We start from the raw sequence: 23,389 nt of genomic DNA, 5'->3' as shown, positions 1-23,389 counted from the left end.
CGCCTCCTCCCTGCCGCCCTTGACCACGAAGGACACCACCGCGCCTCCGCCGCTTTGCTGGCGAAGCGCCAGCTCGTGCTGCGGATGACTGGCCAGCCCCGGATAGAACACCCGTTCCACCGCCGGCTGGGCTTCCAGCCAGCGCGCCAACTCCAGTGCGCCGGCGCTGTGCTTTTCCATCCGCAAGTGCAGGGTTTCCATGCCCGAGAGCAGCGTCCAGGCGTTGAACGGGGCCAGCGTGGGACCCGCGGTGCGCACGTGCAGATAAATCTGCTCGATCAGCGCGTCGCCGCCCACCACCGCGCCGCCCATCACCCGGCCATGCCCGTCCAGATATTTGGTGGCGGAATGCATCACCAGATCGGCTCCCAATTTCAACGGCTGCTGCAAGGCCGGGGAACAGAAGCTGTTGTCCACCACCAGCAAGGCGCCGCGCTGATGCGCGATCTGGCCGATCGCGGCGATGTCGGCGATTTCCGTCAAGGGATTGGACGGCGTCTCCAGAAACAACAAACGGGTATTGGGCCGCGCCGCGTCGCGCCAGGCTTGCAGATCGGTGGCGTCGACAAAGGTGGTTTCCACGCCGAACTTGGCCAGCAGGCCGGCGAACAGATTGGTGGTGGAGCCGAACAGGCTTTGCGAAGACAAGATGTGGTCGCCGGCCTTGAGCAGGCTCATCATGATGGCCTGGATCGCCGCCATGCCGGTGGCGGTGGCGATGGCGCGCTCTCCGCCCTCCATCAACGCCAATCTCTGTTGAAAGGCGGCGACGGTGGGATTGGTGAAGCGGGAGTAGGTATAACCGTCCAGCTCGCCCAGGAACATGGCCGCGGCCTGTTCCGCCGAATCGTAGGTGAAACTGGAAGTCAGATGCAGGCTTTGGCTGTGTTCGCGGTATTCGCTGATTTCGCGGCCGCCGCGGATTGCCTGGGTTTCCGGGTGCCAACAGGCTTGTTCGGTATTGTCGGATGCCATTGGAGAGTCTCTGCGGGTGCTTCAAGGATAAGGCCAGCGGTCATATTGCCTGAAAACCCGCCGTTTGCTAAATGCCTGCCGGGCATAAAGCCGCCGGCGCGGCGGCATTAGGCAATGCCGGCTCCCTTTTCATTATTCGATCAACAGCATGTGAGCGCGCACCCAATCGCGATCCGCCGCCTCGAAGTGCCACCACTCGGTGGCGATGCCGCTGAAGCCCGCCTGACTCATGCAATGGCGCAGCAGCAAGCGATTGGCCAAGTGCGCCTCGCTCAGCCTGCCGGTCCGCAGCAGCTCCGCCTCGCGCTGCGGCTGCGCCAGCTCGGTGAAGTCGTCAAAGCCGGTGCCCATGTTCAGTTCGCGTCCGCCGTCGTCTTCCACGCTTAGGTCCACGGCCATGCCGAAGCTGTGAATCGAGCCTCGAGCAGGGTCGGCGACATAGATGCGCTGCGGCGTGTCCTTGACGATGTCCCACAGCACCCGCTGCACCCTTCCCGGCCGCAGCGCGTCGAAAACCAGCAAATTGAAACCCGGCCGTTGCCTGCTCAACTCGCGCGCGGCCATGGCCAGGCGCTCGGCGGCGCGGCGGTGCAACAGCGCCGGCGCCGCGTCGCCGTAGAGATTACGCCCTACAAAATTATTGGCGCAGGCATAGCGCAGATCCAGCCTCACCCCGTCGAGATCCGCAATCGACAGGTACTCCGGATGCGCCGCCAACTCCTCCATGCCGATGACCGCTTTCATTCTCGCCGCACTCCCCTCGTTCATTCCCCAGCCCTCACTCTCCGGCCATCTCCCGCGCCAGCCGCTCGGCGCTGCCCAGGGCCAAGGTAAAGCCCAAGGCGCCGTGCCCAAGATTCAGCCAGAGATTGGCCGGTCCGCCAGGCGCGCGCCCTATCATGGGCACGCCGTCCGGCGTGGCCGGCCTCAAGCCGGCCCATTCCGTAGCCTGTTCCAAACAGCCCGCCCGCGGCCAATCGCGCCTCACTTGCCGGCGCAAGCCGGCCACGCGTCTCGGATCCGGGCTTTCGTCGTAGCCGACCAGATCCGCCGCCGCCGCCACCCGCAGACGCCCGCCTATCGGCGCGTATAAAGTCTTGCGCTCGAAATCGGTGACGCTGAGCGCCGGCAAACACTCTCCCGCGGGCATATCCAGACTGTAGCCCTTCAAGGGATAGAGCGGCAGCCGCAGGCCCAGCTTGCGCGCCAGCGCCGCGCCGCCGACGCCGGCCGCCAGCACCAGATGCCGGCAGGGCAAAGCCTCATCGGGCAGCAAGACTTGCCGCACCCGCCCCTGAGCCATTTCAAAACCACTGACTTCCCGACCAAAGCGGAACTCGACATCCAAGCCTTCCTCAAGCATCCGCCGCTGCATGGCCAGGCAGAACAGCCGACAATCCGCCACTTCCTCGTCAGGGGTATGCACCCCGCCGACCATCGGCCCGCTTAGTCCGGCCAAGGCCGGCTCCAAATTACGGCAGCCGTCCGCATCCAGCAGCTGCTGACGCGCGCCCAGTTCGCTCAGCGCCGCCACGCCATGACGCGCATGCTCCAGCGCCGCCGCGCTGCGGTACAGCACCAACTTGCCGTTGCGCCGCCAGGCAAAGCCGTCCAGCCCCTCCGCGCGCAGCCCTTCAAGCAACAAGCGGCTTTCTTGCGCCAAGCGCCACAACTGAGCGCTGCCGGCGCGATTGGCTTCACGGCTGCAAGCGCGATAAAAGCGCCACAACCACTGCCATTGGGCAAGGTCCCAGCGTAGACGCAAGCGCATCGGCGCATCCGCGCTCAGCAGCCAGGCCAGCGCCTTGGCCGGCACGCCGGCGTCGGCCAGCGGCGCGACATAGCTATAGCTTAGTTGACCGCCGTTGGCGTAGCTGGCGCCGGCCGCCGCCTCGCCGCGCCGCTCCAACACCGTGACCGGCCAGCCCGCTCGCGCCAGCCGCCACGCGCTGCACAGGCCAACTACGCCGGCGCCCACGACGAGCACCCTCGATCCCTCCATCTTCGCCCCCTCGCAAAGTCCGCCGAAACCGCGAAGCCGGCGCCCGCGCCGGGAACCAATTGCCAAGGCCTTGGACCGACAGCGGTAGATGACGGACAATTCGCATGCCGCGAACAAGAACTCAGGATAGCGTAAATGACAAAATCGATCCTCTCCCTTTCCCTGTTGCTGGCCGGCGCTTTGCCCGCCGCCGCGCTGGCCGCCAAGCCGCTGGTCTTTTGCGCGGAAGCCGCTCCGGAAGGCTTCGACCCCGCGATGTGGGACACCGCCTCCACTTACAACATCGTCAAACCCGTCTTCCAGGGGCTGACCGAATTCAAACGCGGCGGCGTGGCGCTGCGTCCGGGGCTGGCGGAAAGCTGGAGCGTGTCGGCGGACGGGCTGGAGTACACCTTCAAACTGCGCCGCGGCGTCAAATTCCATCGCACCGAGTATTTCAAGCCCAGCCGCGACTTCTCCGCCGACGACGTGGTTTTCACCGTCAACCGTTGGATCCGGCCGGACCTGCCGTTCAATCAGGCGTTCAAAACCCCATTGACCGGCCCGGACGGCTACGGCCTGGTCAAGCTGATAGCCTCGGTGCAAAAGCTGGATCCTCACACCGTCAAGATCCGGCTGAAGGAGCGCAACGCCACCTTCCTGACTTTCTTCGCGATGGGCTTCGCCGGCATGCAATCGGCGGAATACGCCCAGCAGCTGCTCCAGGCCGGCAAGCCCGCGCAGATCAACCTGCTGCCCATCGGCACCGGCCCCTACCGCTTCAAGAGCTACGCCAAGGATTCGACCGTGCGCTACGAGGCCAACCCCCAATACTGGGGGACGCCGCAAAAAACCCGCAGCCTGATCTTCGCCATCGTCACCGATCCGCAAGTACGCATCCAGAAGCTAAAAGCAGGCGAATGCCAAGTGGCCGCGGCGGTGCGCGAGTCCGATCTGGACACTTTGAACGCCGACAAGAACATCAAGATCGCCGCCACCGGCGCCAGCAATATCTCCTACCTGGCCTACAATCTGAAACGGCCGCAGTTCGCCAAGCGCGAAGTGCGCGTGGCGCTGGACATCGCCATCAACCGCGACGCCCTGTTCAAGGCGATGTTTCCCAAGGGCGGCGCCACCCAGGCGGTCAACCCCTATCCGCCGTCCACTTGGAGCTGGAACCCCAAAACCCGTAATGAATACAACCCGGCCAAAGCCAAGGCGCTGCTGGCCCAGGCAGGCTACCCCAACGGCTTCACCCTGGATTTGTGGGCGCTGCCGGTGCAGCGGCCCACCAACCCCAACGGCAAACTGATGGCGCAGATGATCCAGCAGGACTGGGCCAGGATAGGCGTCAAGGCCAATATTCGGTCCTACGAATGGGGCGAGTACCTGAAACGCGCAGCAGCCGGCGAACACGATGTCTATATGTCAGGCCTGACCAGCAACTCCGGCGATCCGGACGACTTCCTCTGGAACGCCCTGTCCTGCAGCGTCAGCAAGGGCGGCCAGCGCTTCTGCAATCAGGAGTTCGATAAGTTGTTGCTGCTCGGCCGGCAAGCCACCGAACAGAAGCAACGCACCCAGTATTATTTGAAAGCCCAGGAAATTTTCAAATACGAACGTCCCTGGATCACCATGGCCCATTCGCGCATTTACATTCCGCTGCGCAACAATGTGCAGGGCTTCGTGATGAATCCCAACGGCTCTTTTGACTTCGAGGACGTATGGCTCAAATAAACCCGGCCTGGCCTACCCATTTCGCCAGCCACCGTTACCAGAGCTTGCGGGCCGGCCCGCGCCTGATCGTCACCGGAGCCGTGCACGGCAACGAGGGCTGCGGCACGCTAGCCATCCGCCGCGTAATGGCCGAACTGGAACAAGGCGCGCTGGCGCTCCGCGCCGGCCGGCTGACGCTGGTTCCGGTGGCCAATCCACTGGCCTTCCAACTGGGGCAGCGCGGCGGTGAGCGCAATCTGAACCGCCATCTCGCGCCCAGCGACGCGCCGGGCGATTTCGAAGATCACGTCGCCAACTGGCTGTGCCCCTTACTGTCGGAACATGAGATTTTGCTGGACCTGCATTCCTTCCAGTCCCGCGGCCAGCCCTTTGTCTTCCTCGGCCCGCGCGACAACGCCGGCGAGCTCGAACCTTTCGCCCTGGCCGCTCGGGAAGAGGCTCTGGCGCAACGCCTGGGCGTGGCCCGCGCAGTGGACGGCTGGCTATCCACTTACGCGCTGGGCGTAAGCCGGCGAGACAAGGCGGCCGGAGGCGATGCTTGCTACGGCATGGGCACCACCGAATACATGCGCCAACAAGGCGGCTGGGCGCTAACGCTGGAGTGCGGCCAACACGACGACCCCGCCGCGCCGCGCGTCGCCTACCAGGCCATCGTCAATACGCTGGCTCATCTGGGCATGATGGACGCGCCTCCCCCCGCGCCCTCGCCTCTGGAAATGCTCAGCCTGTATGAAGTAGTGGACAAGCTTGACGATGGCGACCGCTTCGCCCGCGACTGGATCAGCTTCGACCCGGTAAGCAGAGGCGAACTCATAGGCTGGCGCGCCGACGGCAGCCCGGTGACGGCCATAGACGACGGCCGCATCGTCTTCCCCAACCCCCAATCGCCAAGCGGCCAGGAGTGGTTCTATCTGGCTCGTCCCTCCTCCCGATTTTGAGCCTACTCCCCTTGCTCCGGGCTGCGTTCACGCGGCTCGGTACTTTTACTTAAGTATTTGTTTTTCATAAAAACTGACCTTAAGTCCAGTTTGTCACCGCCCCCAGCTGCTACACCGATAAACACTGCCAAGCTTTGTCCGGCAGCCCTTTGCGGGCGGCCCGCTCTCTTCCGCCCGCCGTCACGTCAATCAGCGCTAAGGAACAGGTCGACTCAATGAGCCATCTTCCCACGCATCAAACCTTGCCTTACGGCGTCGCCATCCACCAAGCGATTGCGGAAGGCAATCTGGCGCAGATGAAAACCTTGCTGGAACAAGGCGAGCAGCACTTGCGCCAATACGGCGACCTGCACACCGCCGTCGATCAGCTGAAGCAGGAAATCTCTCGCCTGGAACGACGCTAAGAACACTCTCGCGATCCGGCGAGCCAGTACGGCTCGCCAGGCTGGACCATCACCTAACTATCCGGAGGTTTTATGTCAGACACCGCGCAAACCGATATCGGCTTGTTTCCCGTCAGCTACCTCATCGGCACCGGCAAGGACGGCGCGCAACGGCTTACGCTGAACCTGCTGGTCGCGCCGCCGCGCAGCGCCGTGACCGGCGACGCCCACATTACCCAGGCCACCAATCCGCCGCTGGACCTTCACTCCCACGTTCACGGCGACTACACCTATCTGACCGTGATGCCGCCCAGCGAAGGCCGCATCCTGATCACCGCCCAAGGCCACAGCGGCAGCACGAGCAACTTCAAACTGCACTTGGTTCTGAGCCAGGACTGGAAACAGGGCGTGGCCAATTACAGCTATCTGAACGGTTCCGCGTGGGTGGAAGTGGAAAACGCACCGGCCAAGCTCAATCCGGAATTGAAATCGCGTTATTTCCCGCTGCCGCTGGAACCCGGCCCGGTGATTCTTCCCAACCCGCCCATCATGGCCTTGTACGGCGTGCCGATTCAAAGCGCCATCGCCAGCGGCGACCTGGCCCACATGAAAACGCTGGCCTCCTACGCCCGGCAGCAATTGGACGCTCAGCCGCAATTGCGCAAGGAGCTGGACGCGCTGAAATCGGAAATCGCCAAGCTGGAACGCAAATAGGCTAGCGCCGCTTCTCCCCCCATTCGCCAAGGAGTGCTCCATGTCAGCAACAGGATTGTTCCATACCCGTTACATCGTTTCCGCCCCGGTGCTGGGCGCGCCGGTCCTGACCCTGGACTTGCTGGTCAACACGCCGCAGAAAAAAGTCAGCGGCCACGCCAGCATTTTCCAGAGCGTCAGCCCCCCGCTGCAATTCCAGGCCAATGTTTGGGGCCATTACAGCCAAGCCAAGCTGGACCCGTCCACCGAGCACCACATCGTGCTGTCGCTGGACGGCAGCCCCAGCTCTCCCAACAGCCAGATCGCCGAAACCTTCCACTTGCAAGGCATTCTCGACCAGAACTGGCAGGACGGCCACGCCAGCTACCGCTTCTTCTACCAGGGCGCCTGGCACACCGTGGCGCACGCCATCGTGACGGAAGCGCCGGTAGTGCACTCGGAACAGCGCGCCAGCAGCAAGCCCTACCCCCACCCCATTCCGCTATACGCCGCTGCGCTTCAGCAATCCCGCGCCAGCGACAATCTGGCGCAGATGAAGTCGCTGGCCGGCCAAGCGGAAGAACAACTGAAGCAGCACGACAATATCGAAGCCGCGCTGAAGCAGTTGCATGCAGAAATCGCCCGCCTTGAAGGCCGGCATTGAACGGCGTCGCACGCTAAGCCTGTTCAAAGTCCAGGGGCGTCCAGCGGACGCTCCTCGCCCTTTCTCAAGGACCCGCTCATGCTAGACGACAGCCCCGCCGTCCGCCCGGCCCGCTATCTGGACGACGAAGACTTCAAGCGCTATATCCCGGTGCACGTAGTTTGGGAAATCACGCTGGCCTGCGACCTGAAATGCCTGCACTGCGGCTCCCGCGCCGGCCACCGCCGCCCCAACGAGCTGTCCACCACCGAATGCCTGGAGGTGATAGACGCGCTGGCGGCGCTGGGCACGCGCGAGATCACCCTGATCGGCGGCGAAGCCTATCTGCGCAAGGACTGGACCCAATTGATCCGCGCCATCCGCGGCCACGGCATGTATTGCGCGATCCAGACCGGCGGCCGCAATCTGAACCCGGCCCGGCTGCAACAGGCGATAGACGCCGGCCTCAACGGCGTCGGCGTATCGCTGGACGGCCTGGCTCCCTTGCACGACAAGGTACGGAATGTGCCGGGCGCTTTCGACAAGGCGGTGGACGCCTTGCGCCGCGCCAAGGCGGCCGGCCTCGCCGTCAGCGTCAACACCCAGATCGGCGCGGCCACCATGCCGGACTTGCCGGCGCTGATGGATCAGATCATCGAACTGGGCGCCACCCACTGGCAGATCCAACTGACGGTGGCGATGGGCAATGCGGTGGACAACGATGAACTGCTGCTGCAACCCTACCAACTGCTGGAACTGATGCCTTTGCTGGCGCGGCTTTACCGCGAGGGCGTGGAGCGCGGCCTGCTGATGAACGTGGGCAACAATATCGGATACTACGGCCCGTACGAGCGCCTGTGGCGCGGCTTCGGCGACGAGCGGGTTCACTGGAGCGGCTGCGCCGCCGGCCAGACTGTGCTGGCGCTGGAAGCGGATGGCACCGTCAAGGGCTGTCCCTCGCTGGCCACCGTCGGCTTTTCCGGCGGAAATGTCCGCGATATGAGCCTGGACGACATCTGGCACCACAGCGAGGGCATCCACTTTGGCCGCCTGCGCTCGGTGGACGACCTCTGGGGCTATTGCCGCGGCTGCTACTACAACGACGTCTGCCGCGGCGGATGCACCTGGACCTCCCACTCGCTGCTGGGCAAGCCCGGCAACAACCCCTACTGTCATTACCGCGCGCTGGAGCTGGAAAAGCAGGGCCTGCGCGAGCGCATCGTCAAGCTGCAGGACGCCGCGCCCGCCTCCTTCGCCGTTGGGCGATTCGACCTGATCACCGAAGACATCGCCAGCGGCCAGGAAGTCAGCCGAATCAGCCGCAGCGGCCAAGTCATCGCGCTGACTTGGAAAAACAAGGGCAAAGCCGCGCCGCGCGAAGGCAAACCGCCGACCAAGCTAGCGCTGTGCCGAAAATGCCAGCAATACATCCACCCCGACGAAACCTGTTGCCCGCACTGCGCGGCGGACATCGCCGCCGCCGACCGCGACTATCAGCAAGAGCTGGCCCAGCGTCAACAGGTGATCAACAATCTGCGTCGCTTATTGGGCTTGCCGGCCGATTAAACCGCGCGGAGCCGGCGCCGAAACACGTTTTTATGCCAAAAAACTTGGCTCTAGCGCCACGGTCATCCACTAGCCATAGCTCATTTGGCGGAAATCGGTCTACAATCGCGGCTTGCCTGTCTCACCACGCCGCCATGGGAGCCGATGTCCGCATGACCTGTTTCGCGCCGTTCGCCCTATCACCGGAAGCCGCCGCTCCCGCCTCGCCTGGCCCGCGCCATGAGCGATAAGCCGCGCCGCCCGTCGCTGCAGGACATCGCAGACCGGGTAGGCACTTCCAAGATGACGGTCAGCCGTTACCTGCGCAACGCCAGCCTGGTATCGGACGCCACCGGCCAGCGCATCTCCGGCGCGATGGAGCAATTGGGTTATATCCCAAACCGGGTGCCGGACCTGCTGGCCCGCGCCAAGAGCCGCGCCATCGGCGTGCTCTTGCCGTCGATGTCCAATCAAGTGTTCTCCAACCTGGTTCACGGCGTCGAATCCGTCACCCGCGAAGCCGGCTACCACACGCTGTACGGTCATTACTGCTACGACATCGAACAGGAGACCCGGCAAGTGGAGCAGTTGCTGTCCTTCCAGGTGGATGGGCTGATCCTGTGTGAAACCGTCCACTCCGAACGCACCTTGCGCATGCTGCAGGTGGCGGCGATTCCGGTGGTGGAAGTGATGGAACTGCCGTCCCGGCCCATAGACCTGGCCGTGGGCCTGGACCATCAGGCCGCCGCAGAAGACATGACCCGAGCCATGATCGCGCGCGGCAAACGGCGCATCGCCTACCTCGCCGCCCGCCTCGACCGCCGTACCCGGCTGCGCGCCGCCGGCTACCGGACGGCGATGGAACAAGCCGGACTGATTCCGCTGGAGATACAGACCGAGCAACACTCCAGCTTTCAGCTAGGTGGCGAGATGCTGCGCCAGGCCATGGCCGCCGCGCCGGACCTGGACGGCGTGTTCTGCACCAACGACGACATCGCCGCCGGCGCCTTGCTGGAGGCCCAGTCCATGGGCATGGCGGTGCCGCAGCGCATCGCCGTCGCCGGCTTCAACGCGCTGGATATCGGCGCCGCCTTGCATCCACGGCTGGCCAGCGTGGTCACACCGCGCGAAGCGATTGGCCGGCTGGCGGCGCAACGCTTGCTAGGCCGCATCCACGGCCAGCGTTACGCCGACCCCGTCGTCGACCTGGGTTATACCCTGAGCCTGGGCGGCAGCGTCTAGGCCTGTGCCGGAATACGACACCGGCCCTCTCAAAAAACTCTTATTTATCAATGCGAAAATCCGAAGCGCCGGAGCCAAATCAAGGCCGGCGCTCAAAACGCTTGCCTGCGCGCCGCAAAGCCGACATATTGTTATCGGCATAATGTTACCGGTAACAATCACGATCCGTCTTCAAACAATTCGACAACTCATTGGAGTGGCTTCATGAATTCCACACCACATCAGGTTTACGTACTGATGGGCGTCTCCGGCTGCGGCAAATCCGCGCTCGCCGCGCAACTGGCCCAGCGCCTGACATGCGCCGTGCTGGACGGCGACTTCCTGCATCCTCGCGCCAATATCGACAAAATGGCCGCAGGAACGCCGCTGGACGACGCCGACCGCCGCCCCTGGCTCAGCGCGCTCAGCGACGCCGCCTACGCCATGCAACGCAGCAACGCGCTGTCCATCATCGTGTGCTCCGCGCTGAAACGGCGTTACCGCGACCAATTGCGCGCCGGCAACCCGCAGTTGTCCTTCCTCTATTTGAAAGGCGATTTCGATCTGATCCTGCAGCGGCTACAAGCCCGGCAAGGCCATTTCCAGAAGGCCGATATGCTGGCCTCGCAATTTGCCGCGCTGGAGGAGCCCGGGCCGGACGAAACCGACGTCCACTCCCTGGACATCCGCCCCGAGCTGGACAGCGTCGTCGCCGACGCGCTGCGCCTGATCCAGTCCCGCCAGGAACGCTGACATGTCCATTGCAACCCTCGTATTGACCGCGCTGGGCTCGGTCGCCCTGTTGTTGCTGCTGGTGATGAAGGCTCGCTTGCATGCGTTCATCGCGCTGATGCTGGTCTCGATCGGGGCCGGCGTGGCCTCCGGCATGCCGGTGGAAAAAATCGCCGACACCATGCAAAAAGGCATGGCAGGCACCCTAGGCTTCCTCGCCGTGGTGGTGGCCCTGGGCGCGATGTTCGGCAAGATACTGCATGAAACCGGCGCGCTCGATCAGATCGCCGGTCGGCTCTTAAGCCGCTTCGGCGAACGACGCGCGCATTACGCGCTGGGCGTGGCCGGACTGGTCTGCGCGCTGCCGCTGTTCTTCGACGTCGCCATCGTACTGCTGATCGGCGTGGTGTTCGCGGTGGCGCGCCGCACCGGCGGCAATGTGGTCAAGCTGGCGGTGCCGCTGTTCGCCGGCGTAGCCGCCTCGGCGGCCTTCCTGCTGCCCGGCCCCACCCCCATGCTGCTGGCCTCGCAGATGCAGGCCGACTTCGGCTGGATGATCGTCATCGGGCTGGCGGCGGCGATTCCCGGCATGTTGCTGGCCGGCCCGCTGTTCGGCGGCTTCATCAGCCGGCATGTCAGCCTGGCCCTGCCGGACGACATCAGCGAGCCGACGCTGGAGCGCGACCGCATGCCCTCCTTCGCCTTCAGCCTGACCCTGGTGCTGTTTCCGCTGGTCATGGTGGCCTGCAAAACCCTGGGCAGCCATCTGGCGACGCCCGGCTCGGCCGTCTTCCATTGGCTGCAGTTCATCGGCCATCCGTTCAGCGCCATCCTGGCCGCCTGCCTGATCGCCATCTATGGTCTGGCCATCCGCCGCGGCATGGACGCGGAACAGGTCATGCGCATCTGCAACGCCGCGCTGCAGCCGGCCGGCATCATCCTGCTGGTGACCGGCGCCGGCGGAGTATTCAAACAGGTGCTGGTGGATTCCGGCGTGGGGCCGGCGCTGGGCAACGCGCTGATCGGCGCCGGCCTGCCCATCGCCGTCGCCTGCTTCGCGCTGGCGGCCGCGGTCAGAGTCATTCAAGGGTCCGCCACCGTCGCTTGCCTGACCACGGTGGGACTGGTGCTGCCGGCCATTGAGACCATGGGCTTGTCCGGCGCGCAGCTGGCGGCGCTGTCCATCTGCATCGCCGGCGGCTCCATCGTGCTCAGCCACGTCAATGACTCCGGCTTCTGGCTGTTCGGCAAATTCACCGGCGCCAACGAGGCCCAAACGCTGAAAACCTGGTCGCTGATGGAGACGATACTGGGCACCACCGGCGCGCTGGTGGGCATGGCGGCCTTCGCCATGTTGTGAGGCGCGGCGCGCGCCTTGGCAAGCAAGGCAACCGGGTACGATACTCACTGAAACACGCTCGAGTAGCCCACCTCCATGACGGACGCCCTCTGCATCACACTGCTTGCCATGTTGGACGACAGCGCGACCCTGGTCGCGCTGTTCGACCGACACGATATGCTGCGCTACGCCAACACCGCCTTCCGCCAAAGCTTCTTCCTGACTCAGGAGGAAAGCCTGAGCTGGGCGGAGCTGATGCGACGAAACTACCTGCAGAAACAAGGTTCGCGGATAGAAACCGACGATATCGAAACGTGGTTGCGCTCCGCCTGTTCGCGCCGCGGCAAGCTGCCTTACCGCGCTTTCGAGGCTGATTTATGCGACGGCCGCTGGATGTGGATGACGGAAACCATGAGCGCGGACGGCTGGATGCTGTGCCAGGCCAGCGACATCACCGAGCTGCGCGCCGACAAACGCGAGCTTCGCCAGGCCCGCGACGTGGCCTTGCGCGCCGCCCAGACCGATCCCATGACCGGCATCAGCAACCGCACCCATTTGATGCAGTTGCTGCAACTGCTGCTGCAGCAAAGGCTTGAGCACTCGGCGCCGGCCTGCCTCGCCATCCTCGACCTAGACCACTTCAAGCGCATCAACGACCTGGAGGGCCATCCGGCCGGCGACCAGGTCATCTGCGGCTTCGTCCAGACCGCGCGCGCTCAACTGCGGCAAAGAGACGGCTTCGGACGGCTGGGCGGCGAGGAATTCATGCTATTGCTGCCGCAAACCTCGCTGCATGAAGCGGAACAGTGCTGTGAACGGATTCTCGCCGCCGCACGGCTGGACCGTCCGCTGGCGGCCAAGCCGGAACTGGGCTACACCTGCTCGATCGGACTGACCGAACTGCGGCCCGACGACGACATCGCCAGTTGCTACGCGCGCGCCGACGAGGCGCTTTACCACGCAAAGGGCAGTGGGCGCGATTGTTTAAGCAGTACCCGATAAGCGCCTGTTTACCACCTCGCGAAGCCTAAGAACCTGTTCACGATCTGCTGCGCGCTGACGATAAGGCGTTGAAAACCCCTTCGAAATGCCCATGCACCGTATGTACACCCCGCTTTCTCAGCCGTTTTCGTCTGGTCTCGCCTTAGCTCGCGAGATCGAGAACAGGCTCTAAGCTCAGCCGGCAGTCGCCAACAAATCTGACGTTCGCCAGCGCTCGAAACGCCGCTGTGCCGCCGCCACGCTGGACGCGGTCAGCGTCAGGCCGCTGCAAGTCGGCGCCCAGTCTTCGTCGCGTTCCGGAGCATCATCGAAGGCCAGCAAGTGCGGCGCGCCTCCCGGCAGCATGCCAGGTCCCAACAGCACCGCGCCATCCGGATTGCCGGCGCTTTCCACCAGGCCCACCCGCCCCTCGCTCAACAGCATCGGGAAGCGATGGCTGGCCGCCACCGCCTGGCGAGCGTCGCGCGCAATCTGCAACTTGTCGGCGTCGCCGGGCTCCAGCAGCACTGGGCAAGGCAGCGCCGAAGCCAGTTCGCGGTGAATCTGGCTCTCAATCACGGTGGGCGGCAACAGCACCGCGCTGACCAGATCGCTCAGATACGCCATCTCATTGAGTTGAATCAAGACATGCGCCAAGGGAACGCCCGCGGCCAGGCATTGCAGATAGGCCCTTCTTTGCTCCAACAACGCCTGTCTCCCGCGCCCCGTCGTCGCGGCGGCAAGCGGCTGGACCAACACGCCCCAGCCCTCCTCCCGCGACAGCCAGGCGCTCAACTGTTCAGCCTGCTCCAGCAAGGCCGGCAGCGGCAAACGCAGCAACAGCAAGCGGCGCGTCCCCGCTCCGGCTATCGCGGCCTGAGTCAGGCGGCGGCCGCGCGCCACCGTCTCCCGCGCTCTGTCGTCCGCCATCGCGTCGGCCATCAGTTCGCGCGGCGAGGGTAAACGCCGCAAGCCCATCGGCTCCGCCGCCTGCGCACTATCGGGACCATCATCCATGCCCTTGCTGCTTTCGGAATACATCGTCGTTCTCCATCCTGCGCCTGCCATGCAAGCGGTTCAATTGGCGGCTACGATATTTTTATTGAGAATGATTGTCAATTGCGTTTTTACCAAAATTAGTCCAATCCCTCGGCATGAGACACCGCCTCCCGCCCTTGAGCAGCATGCCAAAAAGTAGCTGAAAACGGCCTCTGGCGCGCCTTTTAGATGACATCAACATGACTCGGCGCCGCCAAATCCGGACGTGCGCCTCCACGAAGTCCTAGAGCAAAAATGTGGAATCAATATCATCTGTACGCAATATCACCGTATTGCAATGGATAACGATTATCATTTATATTCGCCCTCGACGCTCAGACGAGCCATCCCCCACCTACCCAGTGGACTCAGGAATAGCGATGAACCAAACCTCACTCGACCCAGCCTATAGCGGCGAACACAATCTGTTGGCCGCCTACCAGGCCGATTCCGCCTTCTTCTTCGCCTCGCCATGCCACACCCTGCTGGCCGAAGGCATCCAGCAAGTGATCACCGACACCGATCCCAGCGCCGCCATCGCCGCCGCGCTGGCCGCCCAGCCGGACCCGGCTCAGGCCGTGGTCGTCGGCGCCATCCCCTTCATGCCGGAACAACAGCCGTGGTTGTTCGTGCCGCAACAAGTGCGCCGCGCCGACGCGCTGCGTCAGGAACAGCGCAGCGCCCTGCGCCAGCCCTTGCAAGCCGATTGCCAATTGACGCCACAGCCGGCCCCGGCCGCTTACTGCCAGGGCGTCAGCGACGCGCTGGCCCGCATCGGCAGCGGCGCGCTGGACAAGGTGGTGCTGTCGCGCACCTTAGAACTTTCCGCCAAGCAGGCCATAGACCAGCGTCAATTGCTGCTCAATCTGGCCAGCCAGAACCAACACGGCTACACCTTCGCCGTGCAGCTGAGCGAAGACGGCGCGCCGCGCCGCGCGCTGATGGGCGCCAGCCCGGAACTGCTGCTGGCGCGCTACGGCCGGCAAGTGATCACCAATCCGCTGGCCGGCTCCGCCGCGCGCAGCCCGGACCCGGCGGAAGACCGCCGCCGCGCCGACGCGCTGCTGGAGTCCGGCAAGGACTTGTTCGAGCACAAGCTCGTGATCGACGCCGTGGTCGAGGCGCTGGCGCCGTACTGCCGCGATCTGCAAGTGCCGGCCGGCCCGTCCCTGGTCTCCACCGCCACCATGTGGCATCTGTCCACCCGCATCAGCGGCGAGCTAATCGATCCGGCGGTGGGCTCCTTCGAACTGGCGCGCGCGCTGCACCCCACCCCGGCGGTGTGCGGTTTCCCGGCCGACCCGGCGCGCAGCCTGATCCGCGAGATCGAACCCTTCGACCGCGGCTTCTTCACCGGCATGGTGGGCTGGTGCGACGGCAAGGGCGACGGCGAATGGGCGGTCACCATCCGCTGCGCCGAAATCGCCGAACGCACGCTGCGCCTGTTCGCCGGCGCCGGCATCGTCACCGGCTCGCTGCCGGAAAGCGAATTGGCCGAAACCGCGGCCAAATTCCGCACCATGCTGCGCGCAATGGGCCTGGCCGACCTGGCGGAGGCTGCATGAGCGAGCAACAACTAGACTGGACGCCGTGGCCTGAAGACTTCGCCCGCCGCTACCGCGAGGCCGGTTATTGGCAAGGCCAAACCCTGTTTTCCATGCTGGCGGCCCAGGCCGAGCAACAGCCGGAAAAACTGGCGCTGGTGGCCGGCAAGCAGCGGCTGAACTACCGCGAGCTCAAGCTCTACGCCGAGCGCCTGGCCGCCGGCCTGTACGCCCGCGGCCTGCGTCCCGGCCAGCGCGCCGTGGTGCAGCTGCCCAATTGCGCCGAATTCTTCATCGTCGCCTTCGCGCTGTTCCGCCTCGGCATGCTGCCGGTGTTCGCTTTGCCGGCGCATCGCCGCGCCGAAGTGTCCTACTTCTGCCAGCACACCGACGCCGCGGTCTATATCTGCGCCGACCAGCACGCCGGCTTCGACTACCGCGCGCTGGCGGCCGAGCTGCTGCCGCTGGCGCCCTCGCTGCAGCAGGTGATCGTGGCCGGCGACGCCGGCGACTACACCCCGCTCAACAGCCTCTACCTGATGGACCAGCCCTTGCCGGCGGAGCCGGACCCCAGCGGCCTGGCCTTCTTCCAGCTCTCCGGCGGCAGCACCGGCGTGCCCAAGCTGATTCCGCGCACCCATGACGACTATCTGTACAGCTTCGCCGCCAGCGCCGAAATCTGCGGCCTGAGCCGCGACAGCGTCTATCTGTGCGTGCTGCCGGCCGGCCACAACTTCCCGATGAGTTCGCCCGGCAGCTTCGGCGTCTTCCACGCCGGCGGCACCGTGGTGCTCGCTTCCGGCCCCAGCGTCGACGAATCCTTCAAGCTGATTGAGACCGAGGCCGTCACCATCGCCGCGCTAGTGCCGCCGCTCGTGCCGCTGTGGCTGGACGCCGCCGCCAAGCAGCCGAGCAAGCTGGCCAGCCTGCGCCTGCTGCAAGTGGGCGGCGCCAAGTTCGGCCCCGAGCTCGCCGCCCGCGTCGAGCCCGCGCTCGGCTGCAAGCTGCAGCAGGTCTTCGGCATGGCCGAAGGCCTGGTCAACTACACCCGGCTGGACGACGGCCCGGAACAGGTGCTGAACACACAAGGCCGGCCGATCAGCGCCGACGACGAAGTGCGCATCGTCGACGACGAGGACCAGCCGGTGGCGCCGGGCGAAGTCGGCCACCTGCTGACGCGCGGCCCTTACACCATCCGCGGCTACTGGCGGGCCGCCGACCACAATCAGCGCGCCTTCACCGCCGACGGCTTCTACCGCACCGGCGACCTGGTGAGCATGAACGCCGACGGCTATCTGACGGTGGAAGGCCGCGCCAAGGACCAGATCAACCGCGGCGGCGAGAAAATCTCCGCCGAGGAAGTGGAAAACCACCTGCTGGCCCACCCGCTGGTCCGCGACGTCGCCATCGTGGCCATGAGCGATCCCTATCTGGGCGAGCGTTCCTGCGCCTTCATCATCCCGCGCGAGCAGCAGGCGATCCGCCTGCCCCAAGTGGCCGCCTTCCTGCGCGAGCGCGGCCTCGCCGCCTACAAGATTCCGGACCGGCTGGAGCTGGTCGACACCCTGCCGCAAACCAGCGTCGGCAAGGTCAGCAAGAAAACCCTGCGCCAGATGCTGGAACAGAAACTGGCCGCGCAGCCCACCCAAAGGTCACAAGCATGAGCATTCCCCGCATCGCCCCCTACGCCATTCCGTCCCAACTGCCGGACAACCGCGTCAACTGGACGGTGGCGCCGCAGCGCGCCGCGCTGCTGATCCACGACATGCAGGAATACTTCCTGGATTTCTATGACCGCGAGGCCGAGCCGGTAGCCACCGCGCTGCGCAATATCGCCGCCATCCGCGCGCGCTGCCGCGAGCAGAACATCCCGGTGTTCTACACCGCCCAGCCGGCGGAACAGGCCGACAGCGACCGCGGCCTGCTCAACGATATGTGGGGCCCCGGCCTGCCGGCGCGCCCTGAACGCCACCCCATCGTGGCCAGCCTGAGCCCGGCCGGCGACGACACCGTGCTGACCAAGTGGCGCTATAGCGCCTTCCAGCGCTCGCCCTTCCTCAACCTGCTGCGCCAGCAAGGCCGCGATCAGCTGATCATCTGCGGCATCTACGCCCACATCGGCTGCATGAGCACCGCGCTGGACGCCTTCATGTACGACATCCAGCCTTTCTTCGTCGCCGACGGCCTGGCCGACTTCTCCGCCGATCGCCACGCGATGGCGCTGGAATACGTGGCACAGCGCTGCGGCGTGACCCTGGACAGCCAGCGCCTGCTAGGCCAGCTGGCCGCTCCGGTCAGCGCCGCGCCCAGCGCGGAAGCGCTGCGCGCCGCCATCGCCGAGCTGCTGCAGCAGCCGGCCAGCGACATCGGCCTGGACGACAATCTGCTGGACTGGGGCCTGGACTCCATCCGCCTGATGAGCTTGCTGGAACAATGGCGCGCGCTGGGCGCGGAAATCGACTTCATCGAACTGGCTCAACAACCCACCGTCAACGCCTGGCAGGCGCTGCTGGCGCGCCAGCTGGACGGGGCCGCCGCATGAGCGCCAGCTACCCGGAATTCCACGGCCGGCTGGCCGTGGTCAGCGGCGCGGCCCAGGGCATAGGCGCGGCGCTGGCGCGCTCGCTGGCGGACCAGGGCTGCCGCGTGGCGGCGCTGGACCTGCGCGCCGACGGCCTGCAGCAACTGGCGCTGCATACGCCGGCCCACGCCGACGGCCGCATCATCCCGCTGCCGCTGGACATCCGCGACGGCGCGGCGGTGGAGCAAGCGGTGGCCCGCATCGAAGACGAGATCGGCGCCATCGACATGCTGGCCAATGTCGCCGGCGTGCTGCGCCTGGGCACGGTGGAACAGCTCAGTGACGAGGACTGGCTGCAAAGTTTCGCCGTCAACACCCACGGTGTGTTCTTCCTCAGCCGCGCGGTGGCGCGGCGCATGCAGGCGCGCCGCCAGGGCGGCATCGTCACCGTGGGCTCCAACGCCGCCGAAGTGCCGCGCACCCAGATGGCGGCCTACGCCGCGTCCAAGGCCGCCACCACCCAGTTCAGCAAATGCCTGGGCCTGGAGCTGGCCGAATTCGGCGTGCGTTGCAACATCGTGTCGCCCGGCTCCACCGACACCGCGATGCAGCGCCAGCTGTGGAGCGACGACGCCATCCCGCCGGCCATTCTGCAAGGCTCGCTGGAGCAGTACCGCACCGGCATCCCGCTGCAACGCATCGCCGCGCCGCAGGATGTGGCCAATGCCGCGCTGTTCCTGCTGTCGGATCAGGCGCGCCACATCACGCTGCATAATCTGTACGTGGACGGCGGCGCGACGCTGGGGATCTGAGGGATGGTCTACGTCTTTCCGAATGGGACCATTACCTCCAAGCATTGAATCCGCTGCGCGGATGATGATTTAGGGCCGGTTCCGCCCGGCGAACGGAAAGGGAGATTTGCGCGGCCAAATCTCCCTTTACCCTAAAGGCCGCCCTGCAAGCCTGGCCTGCGGCTTCCCGCCAGGGCCCGTCAGGCCCGAGGCGCGGCTGAACTCGCGATTTGCTAGCGTCAAATCGCTCAAACAGGGCAGCCGCTTAAGACCTCGGGCCTGCCACCCGTCGGCAGGCTTGAAGGGATCCGGGTGCATCGGATACGTGGTTTCCTATTTAGCCAACAAAGCCTCAACGCACTAAAAAAGATTATGAATAGGTTCTTACACACCTAATTCACGATCCGCAAAGAAAAACGGGCAAAACCAAAAGGTCTTGCCCGTTGTCACGTCGCCGCGCCAAGCGCGGCGCGGCTCCGGCGGATCAGTTCACCGGACAGCGATTGGCGGCGCGGTAATCCACCACCTTGATCTTGCCGCTGACGATGTCCTTGCGCGCCTGCAGAATCTTCTTCTCCATCTCAGGCGTGATCAGCGAACGGTTGTGCTGGTCCAGCGCCCAGTCCACGCCGTTTTCCTTCAGGCCCATCAGCTTGACGTCCGGCTTCCACACGCCGTTCTTGGCGTCGCGCATGGTTTCGTACACCGCGTTGTCCACGCGCTTGACCATGGAGGTCAGCACTACGCCCGGCTGCAGATAGTTCTGATTGCTGTCCACGCCGATATAGAACTTCTTGGCGCCCTTGGCCGCCTGGATCACGCCCATATTGGACAGCGCCGCCGCGGCGAACACCACGTCCACGCCGCGATCGAACTGGCTCTTGGCCAACTCCCCGCCGCGCGCCGGGTCGTTGAAGGCGGCGTGGGTGGTGCCTATCATGTTCTGCATCACCACCGCCTTGGGATTGGCGTACTTGGCGCCCTGGGCGTAACCGCAGCCAAAGGCGCGGATCAGCGGCACGTCCATGCCGCCCAGATAGCCCACCTTGCCGCTCTTGGACTTGAGCGCGGCGGCCATGCCCACCAGGAAGGAGCCTTCCTGTTCCTTGAAGGCGATGCTCTGCACATTCGGGCCCTTGGCCACCGAATCCACCAGGGTGAACTTCACCTTGGGGAATTCCTTGGCCACCGTCTCGATGGACTGGGTATAGGCGAAGCCCACCGCCACCACCAGGTCGGCGCCCTTGCGCGCCATATTGCGCAGCATCTGCTCTTTCTGAGCGTCGTTGCTGACCTGGCCTTCGCGGTAGTTGATGTGGAATTCTTTCTTGAAACGTTCGGCGCCGTTGAATGCCGCTTCATTGAAGCTCTTGTCGAACTTGCCCGCCTGATCGTAGATCACGGCGACAGTGAAATCCTTGGCTGCAACCGGGCCTGCCAGCAAGATGGCAGCGGTTGCGCCTGCGATGTGTTTCAGCGCAAACGTCATGTTTTATCTTTTCTATGTGGATTACAGGCGATGCGACAGCGCCGCGGGCGGCGTTGCCGGCGCTTCAAGCGAAAGACGGAGGGGGAAACCGAGTGGACCGCGGCTGCCGGAGCAGACGGGACGAAACAGAACCACGCCGCTGCGAACCGCAGCGGATACAACGCGCCAATTGAAGCTGCCGGATTGTAGGCAGCCCGCCGCCGGCTGTAAACCGGCGTGGCCGAATCCTGCAACAACAGGTCGAAAAACGGACAGCCCGCCGTATGAGAGGCCGCACGGTGAGTGCGGCTTCGAAATGCTCATATACCAAACGTACATTCCGCTTTCTCGGCCGCGACACCTTGTCCCGCTCTGGCTCGCTAGACTTTGAACAAGCTCAGAAAACTAGAGCGACGGGCCGTCGGCAACGCTCAACACCCGCTCAGCGCGGAAACAGCTGGCCGATGTCCTTGGCTTCCCAGTGCGGGAAGTATTTGCGCACCAGGGCGTTCAACTCCAGCTCGAAGGCGCGCAAGCGCTGCAATTCGTCTTGCGGCGCGGCCGTCTCCTCCGCTCCGGCCGCCGTGATCATGCCGGCGCCGGCGGTGGCGTTGCTCAGCCGGTCTATCACGATGAAGCTGCCGGTGCCGCGACAGGCGGCGTAGGCGTCTATCACCGCCGGCGCGTTCAGGCTGATGCGGCACAACGCGATCTCGTTCAGGTGCAGCGCCTCGGCCGGCTTCTGCTCCAGCGTGTTGACGTCCACTTGGTGCAGGATGACCTCCACCCGGCCGGTGACGAATTTGCCGGCCAGCTTGAAGCCGTACTCCTTGCCGGCGCGCAAGGGTGCGTCCTGCATCCACACCAGATGCGCGTCCAGACTGGACGCCACCGCCGCCGGCGGCTGGTCGGCTCGCACCAGCATATCGCCGCGCGACACGTCGATCTCGTCCTCCAGCGTCAGCGTGATCGCCTCGCCGGCGCCGGCCGCAGCCAGTTCTCCCTCATACGCCACCACGGCCTTGACCTTGCTGCGGCGGCCGGACGGCAGCGCCAGCACCTCGTCGCCCGGGCGGATCTCGCCGGCGGCGATGGTGCCGCAGAAGCCGCGGAAGTCCAGATTGGGCCGGTTCACGTACTGCACCGGCAGACGGAAGGCTTCCAGCGCCACGTCGCTGCTCACTTCCACCGTTTCCAGCAACTGCATCAGCGTCGGCCCCTGGTACCAGGGAGCGCCCTCTCCACGGCTAACCACATTGTCGCCGCGCAGCGCGGAAATCGGCACGAAGCGGATATCCGGAATCGCCAGGCCCTCGGCGAAGACCTGGTACTCATCACGGATGCGCTCGAATACCGCCGGGTCGTAATCCACCAGATCCATCTTGTTCACCGCCACAATCACATGACGAATGCCCAATAGGCTGACGATGAAGCTGTGACGTCGGGTCTGGGTCTGCACCCCGCGCCGCGCGTCGATCAGGATGATGGCCAGATTGCTGGTGGACGCGCCGGTGGCCATATTGCGGGTGTACTGCTCGTGGCCCGGGCAGTCGGCGATGATGAATTTGCGCTTGTCGGTGCTGAAATAGCGGTAGGCGACGTCGATGGTGATGCCCTGCTCGCGCTCCGCCTGCAAACCATCCACCAGCAAGGCCAGGTCTATCTCCTGATCGGTGGTGTTGTATTTCTTGGAGTCGCGCTCTATCGCCGCCAGTTGATCCTCGAAGATCAGCTTGGAATCGTGCAGCAGCCGGCCTATCAGGGTCGATTTGCCGTCGTCGACGTTGCCACAGGTGATGAAGCGCAGCAGATCCTTGTTTTCGTGCTGGCGCAGGTATTCCAGGATGTCGCCGGCGATCAGATCGGATTGGTGAGTCATCAGAAATATCCTTCCATCTTTTTCTTTTCCATCGAACCGGCGCTGTCGTGGTCTATCACCCGGCCCTGACGCTCGGAGGTGCGGGTCAGCAACATCTCCTGAATGATGTCCGGCAGCGTGGCCGCCTGCGATTCCACCGCGCCGGTCAGCGGATAACAGCCCAGGGTGCGGAAGCGAACCGGTCTGGTTTCGATGCCGGCCTTCTCTTCCGGGCTCAGATATTCCAGTATCCGCTCATCGTCTATCATGATCAGCGTGCCGTCGCGCTCGATCACCGGCCGTTCGGCGGCGAAGTACAGCGGCACGATCTCGATGTTTTCCAGGAAGATGTATTGCCAGATGTCCAGCTCGGTCCAGTTGGACAGCGGAAACACCCGTATGCTCTCGCCCTTGTCTATCTTGCTGTTGTAGATGTTCCAGAGTTCCGGGCGCTGGTTCTTCGGATCCCAACGGTGGTTGCGGTCGCGGAAGGAGTAGACCCGCTCCTTGGCGCGGCTCTTTTCCTCGTCGCGGCGCGCGCCACCAAAAGCCGCATCAAACCCGTATTTATTCAAGGCCTGCTTCAGGCCCTCGGTCTTCATCACATCGGTGTGCTTGGCGCTGCCTGCGGTGAACGGGTTGATGCCGGCGTCCACGCCGTCCTGGTTGACGTGGACGATCAGGTCCCAGCCGTATTCGCGCGCCTGCTTGTCGCGCAGCGCGATCATTTCCTTGAACTTCCAGGTGGTATCCACGTGCATCAAGGGGAACGGCGGCTTGCCCGGCGCAAAAGCCTTCTTGGCCAGATGCAGCATCACCGCCGAATCCTTGCCTATCGAATACAGCATTACCGGGTTTTCGAATTCCGCGGCCACTTCGCGAATGATGTGGATAGACTCCGCTTCCAACTGCTTGAGGTGAGTCAGCCTCTGATGACCGATGTCCATGCTTCCTGCCCATCCTGTAGATGCGTTCAAATCTACCGAAAGCGCATCGGCGCA

The 23,389-nt window shown here is 64.5% G+C and carries 21 protein-coding genes; 14 read left to right on the top strand and 7 right to left on the bottom strand.

Annotated elements, in window-relative coordinates; translation table 11 throughout:
* The 3 genes from HA052_RS09560 to HA052_RS09550 all read right to left on the bottom strand — a co-directional run.
* The coding region (locus HA052_RS09560) for an O-succinylhomoserine sulfhydrylase (RefSeq protein ID WP_166451747.1) at positions 1-975 on the bottom strand (975 nt) is incomplete at its 3' end.
* Between the two features lie 132 nt (positions 976-1,107).
* A complete protein-coding gene (locus tag HA052_RS09555; protein WP_166451746.1) occupies positions 1,108-1,719 on the bottom strand; it encodes a M15 family metallopeptidase in 612 nt (203 codons plus the stop codon).
* A gap of 34 nt (positions 1,720-1,753) precedes the next feature.
* A complete protein-coding gene (locus HA052_RS09550) occupies positions 1,754-2,977 on the bottom strand; it encodes a D-amino acid dehydrogenase (RefSeq protein ID WP_166451745.1) in 1,224 nt (407 codons plus the stop codon).
* A gap of 135 nt (positions 2,978-3,112) precedes the next feature.
* On the opposite strand from HA052_RS09550, the gene HA052_RS09545 reads away from it, so the two are divergent.
* The 10 genes from HA052_RS09545 (at position 3,113) to HA052_RS09500 (ending at position 13,189) form a co-directional block, all read left to right on the top strand.
* Positions 3,113-4,693, top strand: coding sequence for an ABC transporter substrate-binding protein (locus tag HA052_RS09545; RefSeq protein ID WP_166451744.1), 1,581 nt, complete (start codon positions 3,113-3,115; stop codon positions 4,691-4,693).
* Positions 4,681-5,631, top strand: a complete 951-nt coding sequence (locus HA052_RS09540; RefSeq protein WP_166451743.1) for a succinylglutamate desuccinylase/aspartoacylase family protein — start codon at positions 4,681-4,683, stop codon at positions 5,629-5,631. The genes HA052_RS09545 and HA052_RS09540 overlap by 13 nt, the downstream gene beginning before the upstream one ends.
* Before the next feature lie 215 nt (positions 5,632-5,846).
* A complete protein-coding gene (locus tag HA052_RS09535; protein WP_081547132.1) occupies positions 5,847-6,035 on the top strand; it encodes a DUF1843 domain-containing protein in 189 nt (62 codons plus the stop codon).
* A 72-nt stretch (positions 6,036-6,107) separates the two neighbouring features.
* A complete protein-coding gene (locus tag HA052_RS09530; protein ID WP_081547111.1) occupies positions 6,108-6,728 on the top strand; it encodes a DUF1842 domain-containing protein in 621 nt (206 codons plus the stop codon).
* Between the two features lie 40 nt (positions 6,729-6,768).
* Positions 6,769-7,371 (top strand): DUF1842 domain-containing protein, encoded by a 603-nt coding sequence (locus tag HA052_RS09525; protein WP_166451742.1) that lies wholly within the window; start codon positions 6,769-6,771, stop codon positions 7,369-7,371.
* Between the two features lie 78 nt (positions 7,372-7,449).
* The gene (locus HA052_RS09520; RefSeq protein ID WP_166451741.1) at positions 7,450-8,916 is read left to right on the top strand and encodes a GDL motif peptide-associated radical SAM/SPASM maturase; all 1,467 of its coding nucleotides are present in this window, start codon (positions 7,450-7,452) and stop codon (positions 8,914-8,916) included.
* A gap of 219 nt (positions 8,917-9,135) precedes the next feature.
* Complete coding sequence (locus HA052_RS09515; protein ID WP_166451740.1) at positions 9,136-10,137, top strand: substrate-binding domain-containing protein; 1,002 nt, start codon at positions 9,136-9,138, stop codon at positions 10,135-10,137.
* Between the two features lie 204 nt (positions 10,138-10,341).
* A complete protein-coding gene (gene gntK, locus HA052_RS09510) occupies positions 10,342-10,869 on the top strand; it encodes a gluconokinase (RefSeq protein ID WP_081547103.1) in 528 nt (175 codons plus the stop codon).
* A gap of 1 nt (position 10,870) precedes the next feature.
* Positions 10,871-12,208 carry a gluconate transporter gene (gene gntU / locus HA052_RS09505; protein ID WP_081547101.1) on the top strand — a complete coding sequence of 446 codons (1,338 nt, stop codon included), beginning with the start codon at positions 10,871-10,873 and terminating at the stop codon, positions 12,206-12,208.
* A 75-nt stretch (positions 12,209-12,283) separates the two neighbouring features.
* Positions 12,284-13,189, top strand: a complete 906-nt coding sequence (locus tag HA052_RS09500; RefSeq protein WP_206118847.1) for a sensor domain-containing diguanylate cyclase — start codon at positions 12,284-12,286, stop codon at positions 13,187-13,189.
* Positions 13,190-13,363: 174 nt separating this feature from the next.
* On the opposite strand, the gene HA052_RS09495 is transcribed toward HA052_RS09500, so the two are convergent.
* Positions 13,364-14,209, bottom strand: a complete 846-nt coding sequence (locus HA052_RS09495; RefSeq protein WP_166451739.1) for a DAHP synthetase I family protein — start codon at positions 14,207-14,209, stop codon at positions 13,364-13,366.
* A gap of 377 nt (positions 14,210-14,586) precedes the next feature.
* On the opposite strand from HA052_RS09495, the gene dhbC reads away from it, so the two are divergent.
* Genes dhbC through HA052_RS09475 form a run of 4 tightly spaced genes read left to right on the top strand, consistent with a single transcriptional unit; the run spans position 14,587 to position 19,083 of the window.
* Positions 14,587-15,771 carry an isochorismate synthase DhbC gene (gene dhbC, locus HA052_RS09490; protein WP_166451738.1) on the top strand — a complete coding sequence of 395 codons (1,185 nt, stop codon included), beginning with the start codon at positions 14,587-14,589 and terminating at the stop codon, positions 15,769-15,771.
* Positions 15,768-17,414 (top strand): (2,3-dihydroxybenzoyl)adenylate synthase, encoded by a 1,647-nt coding sequence (locus HA052_RS09485; protein WP_166451737.1) that lies wholly within the window; start codon positions 15,768-15,770, stop codon positions 17,412-17,414. Before dhbC ends, HA052_RS09485 begins: the two co-directional genes overlap by 4 nt.
* A complete protein-coding gene (locus HA052_RS09480) occupies positions 17,411-18,292 on the top strand; it encodes an isochorismatase family protein (RefSeq protein ID WP_166451736.1) in 882 nt (293 codons plus the stop codon). Before HA052_RS09485 ends, HA052_RS09480 begins: the two co-directional genes overlap by 4 nt.
* Positions 18,289-19,083 (top strand): 2,3-dihydro-2,3-dihydroxybenzoate dehydrogenase, encoded by a 795-nt coding sequence (locus tag HA052_RS09475; RefSeq protein ID WP_166451735.1) that lies wholly within the window; start codon positions 18,289-18,291, stop codon positions 19,081-19,083. Before HA052_RS09480 ends, HA052_RS09475 begins: the two co-directional genes overlap by 4 nt.
* Positions 19,084-19,546: 463 nt before the next feature.
* On the opposite strand, the gene HA052_RS09470 is transcribed toward HA052_RS09475, so the two are convergent.
* The 3 genes from HA052_RS09470 to cysD all read right to left on the bottom strand — a co-directional run bounded on the left by HA052_RS09470 (position 19,547) and on the right by cysD (position 23,335).
* A complete protein-coding gene (locus HA052_RS09470; RefSeq protein WP_166451734.1) occupies positions 19,547-20,551 on the bottom strand; it encodes a BMP family lipoprotein in 1,005 nt (334 codons plus the stop codon).
* A gap of 421 nt (positions 20,552-20,972) precedes the next feature.
* The gene (gene cysN / locus HA052_RS09465; protein WP_166451733.1) at positions 20,973-22,409 is read right to left on the bottom strand and encodes a sulfate adenylyltransferase subunit CysN; all 1,437 of its coding nucleotides are present in this window, start codon (positions 22,407-22,409) and stop codon (positions 20,973-20,975) included.
* On the bottom strand, positions 22,409-23,335 hold the full coding sequence (cysD, locus tag HA052_RS09460; protein WP_166451732.1) for a sulfate adenylyltransferase subunit CysD: 927 nt from the start codon (positions 23,333-23,335) through the stop codon (positions 22,409-22,411). The genes cysN and cysD overlap by 1 nt, the downstream gene beginning before the upstream one ends.
* Positions 23,336-23,389 lie beyond the last annotated feature (54 nt).

The organism is Chromobacterium fluminis, from assembly GCF_011602385.1.
GTDB classification, from domain to species: Bacteria; Pseudomonadota; Gammaproteobacteria; order Burkholderiales; family Chromobacteriaceae; genus Chromobacterium; species Chromobacterium fluminis.
The sequence above is the reverse complement of the archived record's forward strand: the minus strand, read 5'-3'. Positions and strand labels throughout refer to the sequence as shown.